This is a genomic window from Kitasatospora sp. NPDC004240 (assembly GCF_053603215.1).
The window spans coordinates 1-4,245 of sequence record NZ_JBSGFD010000369.1; the positions used below are offsets into that span (position 1 = coordinate 1).

A 4,245-nucleotide genomic window follows, 5' to 3' on the forward strand; every position below is an offset into this window, starting at 1 on the left:
GAAACCGATGACTCTGCGCGAGATCAAGCCCGGCAACCGGGGCTTCCTCTACGTCAACTCCCACCCCGAGGGCTGCGCGCCCTCGACCGGCTGCCCGGCCGGCTCGAACCGCCAGGCGCCGCCGCCGGATCCGCCCGCCCGGCGGAACGAGCCCAGGTGCAGCGCCGACTGCGACACCCCGCCGGTCGGGGGCGCCCAGTCGCCGTCCGGAACGGTGACGCCCGGCGCGCCGGCCGCCCGCAGCAGCAGCCCGTGCACGTACCCGAGCGGCAGCGCCGGCGGGGTCTCCTCCTCGGTCGAAACGGCGACCACCACCTCGTCCACGGCGGACGCCAACTGCCCCAGATCGACCACCAGTTCGGCGGCCCTGGCCGGCTCGCCCGGCACCGAGCGGGTGGGCAGCAGCCGTACCGCGCCGTCCGGGTCCTGCGGGGTGTTGAAGAAGACGAAGTGCTCGTCGCTCAGCACCTTGCCGCCGCCGCACAGGAACGCCGACACGTCCAGCTCCACCGCGTCCCCGCCGGCCGTGCGGCTCTGCCACACCACCTCGACCCGGGTCCGACGGTCGTCCGGGCCCGCGGCCTCCTCGGCGGCCCCGCCCCGGGCGGCCGCCGTCCCCGCCGAACGGCCCCGGCCGCGGCCGCCCCCCTCGCCGTCGCCCAGCCGGCCGCGCAGGCCCTGCTCGGCCAGCAGCTCCACCAGCTCGGGGCCGCTCACCAGGGACAGCGGCTTGTTGCGGATGTACTCGTACGAGCCGGGGCCGAAGCCGGCCGTGGTGACCAGGATGCCCTTGATCGCGCCGTGGTGGCGCACGGTGGAGTCCAGGTCCCGCACCGCGGTGGGGGAGACCGTCGAGCGGTAGCGCTTGGCCTGGATGACGATGCGTCCGCCGGTCACCGGGTCGAGGTCCTCGGCGACCACGTCCACCCCGGCGTCGCCGCTGCGGGCCGTGGTCATCACCCGGAAGCCGCGCAGCCGGAACAGCTCGGCGATCAGCTCCTCGAACTCGATCGGGTCCATCTCGAACAGGTCCGGGTCGTCCTCGCCGCCCTGCCCGGCGACGCTCCCGCCCACCGTCTCCGGCAGCCGGTCCGGCCGGACCTCGTCCAGCCGCTCCGGACGCGCGGACAGCTTGCCGCCGAGCGCGGTGAAGCACTCCTGGGCCGCCACCCGGTCCAGCGCCAGGCCGGCGAACTCCGCCCGGGTCACCGTCACCGTCGACAGGAACCGCTCCGCCTCGCGGCCGGTCGCCGGGTCGATGCCGCGGACGAAACCGTTCAGCACCACCGAGCGCAGCATCCCGTCGGCGTCCGCCCGGAACAGCTCCGCCACCACCCGCAGCGCACTCTGCGCCAGCACCTCCCGGTACAGCGCCTTGCGCTCGGTGGCCGGCCGGGCCACCTCGGCCTCCCGGTCGTCCGTCTTCACGTACCGCACCCGGCTGCCGGCCGGCACCACGTCCGGTCCGGGCAGCTCCCAGTTCACCACCAGCTCGCGGGTCGACGCCTCCCACGCCGCCACCAGCCGGTGCGGGAACCCCTCCGGCCAGCCCGCCGAGGCGTACAGCACGGCCGAGAAGTACTCCTGCACCGCCTCCGCCTGGCCGCCGCGCAGCCGCTCCAGCAACTCCCGCGTTCCGGCGGCCCGTTCCTCGTCCTGGCGGCGCTGCTGGGCCACCCACTCCAGGTACTGCCCGTGGTACTCCGCCAGCCTGCGCTGCCGGTCGGCCTCGGCGGCCTGCGCCGCGTACCAGTCCTGCTCGAACCGCGCCCGCGCCTGGGCCACGTACGTCTCGTACTGCCGCCAGACCCCCGGGTTGCGGGCCTGCACCGGGTCCGGCGGGGGCACCTGGTAGTGCGCCTGGTCCGGCATCGGGACGGGCTCGCCGAGGCGGCCCGGTTCGAACGGCGGCGCGGTGCGCGGGGTCAGCAGCGACTGCGGCCGGAACGCCGGCTGCTCCAGGCCCGCCGCCAGCAGCCCGCGCAACGCGGCCACCCGCTCGTCCAGTTCGGCCGTCCGCCGGGCCGCCTCGGCCTCCCGCGACTGCTGGTACGCCCGCAGCGCCTCCCGCTCACCCCGCGCCGCCGCCCGCTGGGCCTCGCGCTCCTCCCGCTCCCGCCGGCGCTGCTCGGCCGCCTGGGCCCGCCAACGGGCCTCCTCCCGGCGCTGCTGCTGTCGCTGCGCCTCCGCCCAGACCGCCAGCACCCCGTCGTTCCGCCGCCCCGCCACCGTCCACCCCTTCGCTCCACGCCGGCCTCCCGGCCACGCCCGCCGCCACAATAGAACGTGGACGGGGGAACCTTCCAAGTGCCGGTGAGCTGGGGTGGTGTGCGGCCGGCGGGGTGGGGTCGCGGGGCGGGTGCTGGGGGTGCGGGGCCGTGGGTGGGGGAGCGCGCCGGACTCGGGTGGGCCGGGGTGGGGTCGCGGGGCGGGGGACGGTTGCGGGCGTGGCAGGGCCGGGGTGACGCGGGCGGGCGGGTTCGTGCGCGGTGGGCGCTCCGGCATCGGCGAGCCCGGGTGGTGGTCGGTGCCACAGGGCTGGGTCGATACCCCCGGGGGTACATCTGCTACAGTCGACGACAGATACCCCGGGGGGTACATGGGGGAGTCGTTCGCGCACACAGGAGCACCACGCCATGCACCATCCATCCCCGTTCGACCGTCCCGGCCCGCCCGTCGCGGCCCTGACGCCCGCGCCCCGGCTCACAGCGGCCGAGGCCCGGCGCCGCGCCGCCGCAGGCGCGCTGCTGCTGGACGTACGCACCCCCGGCGAGTGGCGGGACGCCCGGATACCCGGCGCCGCGCACCTCCCGCTGGCCGACCTGATCGCCACCTCCGCGCTCGCCGAGGGGCCGCTCTCCCGGGCATCCCTCGCGGCGCTGGTCGACGGCCGGCAGGTCGTGGTCATCTGTCGCAGCGGCCGGCGATCGCAGCAGGCGGCGTCCCTCCTCGTCCGGGCCGGCGTGGACGCCGCCGACGTCGTGGGCGGCCTGATCGCCTGGGCCGAGGACGGACTGCCGGTGGTGCGCCGACGCACCGGCGCGGGGACGGCATGACCACCCTGGTGCTCGCCCTCGCGGCGGGCGCCGTCGTCGGCCTCGTCCTCGGCGGGCTGGGCGGCGGGGGCGGCATCCTGGCCGTCCCGGCGCTGATCTACCTGCTCGGCCTCGATCCGGCGGCCGCCACCTCGGCCGGGCTGCTGATCGTCCTGGCCACCTCGGTCTCCGCGATCGTCGCCCACACCCGGGCGGGCACCATCCGCTGGCGGGTCGCCCTCGCCTTCGCCGCCGCCGGACTGCTGCCCGCCGCCCTCGCCGGCGCGACCGCCGCCCGGCTCCCGCAACCCCTGCTGACCGCCGCGTTCGCCCTGGTCGCGGCCCTCGCCGCGATCCGGATGCTGCGCCCGCCGAGAACCGCGACCGAGGCCTCGGCGGGCGCCACGGCCGCATCGCAGACGCAGGCCACGCCGGGGTCGCCGGACGGCCCGGAGGCACCGGCCGGGCCCCGCCCGGCCCGGGTCGCCGCCACCGGCGCCGGCCTCGGCGCGGTCACCGGACTGCTCGGCGTCGGCGGCGGCTTCCTCGCCGTCCCCGCCCTGGTCGGCGCGGTCGGCCTGCCGATGGAACTCGCCGTCGGCACCAGCCTGCCCGTCATCGCCACCAACGCCCTCTCCTCGCTCGCCACCCGGGGCGGCGCCGGCGGCGGCCTGGACTGGGCGGTCCTCGCCCCCTTCGCCGGGGCCGCCGTCCTCGGCGCCTGGGACGGCCGGCGGCTGGCCGCCCGGCTGCGCGGCGCCGTGCTCCAGCGGGCCTTCGCCGTCCTGCTGCTGGCCGTCGGCGTGGGCATGGCCGCCGACGCCCTGCTCTGACACACCCCGCCCCCCTTCCCTACCGTCCCGCCCCCGCCCCGACAGTCACACCGGAAGGAACCCCGCGTGAACACCGCACTCACCCCCGCCGAGGCCCACGCCCGCCTGGACCACCTCACCGTCGTCGACGTCCGCACCCCCGGCGAGTACGCCTCCGGCCACGTGCCCGGCGCGCTCAACATCCCGCTCGACCGCCTCGGCGAGGCGCTGCCCGCGCTGCGCGAGGCCGCCGGGCGCGGCGAGGTCCTGGTGGTCTGCGCCTCCGGTGCCCGCTCGGCGACGGCCTGCGCCGAGCTCGCCGCCGCCGGTGTGCCGGTGGCCACCCTCACCGGCGGCACCTCCGCCGGGCGGTCGACGCCGTGGCCGGCGGCCGTCCA

4 protein-coding genes are annotated in these 4,245 nt (G+C 77.7%); 3 read left to right on the top strand and 1 reads right to left on the bottom strand.

Annotated features, from left to right (window positions below):
- Window positions 1-48: 48 nt before the first annotated feature.
- Window positions 49-2,229 carry a restriction endonuclease gene (locus ACWEQL_RS41335; protein ID WP_452156612.1) on the bottom strand — a complete coding sequence of 727 codons (2,181 nt, stop codon included), beginning with the start codon at window positions 2,227-2,229 and terminating at the stop codon, window positions 49-51.
- A gap of 407 nt (window positions 2,230-2,636) precedes the next feature.
- On the opposite strand from ACWEQL_RS41335, the gene ACWEQL_RS41340 reads away from it, so the two are divergent.
- The 3 genes from ACWEQL_RS41340 to ACWEQL_RS41350 form a co-directional block, all read left to right on the top strand.
- Window positions 2,637-3,056, top strand: coding sequence for a rhodanese-like domain-containing protein (locus tag ACWEQL_RS41340; protein ID WP_452156614.1), 420 nt, complete (start codon window positions 2,637-2,639; stop codon window positions 3,054-3,056).
- Entirely contained in the window at window positions 3,053-3,868 is an 816-nt protein-coding gene (locus tag ACWEQL_RS41345; RefSeq protein WP_452156616.1) for a sulfite exporter TauE/SafE family protein, read from the top strand. The genes ACWEQL_RS41340 and ACWEQL_RS41345 overlap by 4 nt, the downstream gene beginning before the upstream one ends.
- 66 nt (window positions 3,869-3,934) lie before the next feature.
- Window positions 3,935-4,245 (top strand): rhodanese-like domain-containing protein (locus ACWEQL_RS41350; protein WP_452156618.1); only part of this gene is annotated, 311 nt, incomplete at its 3' end.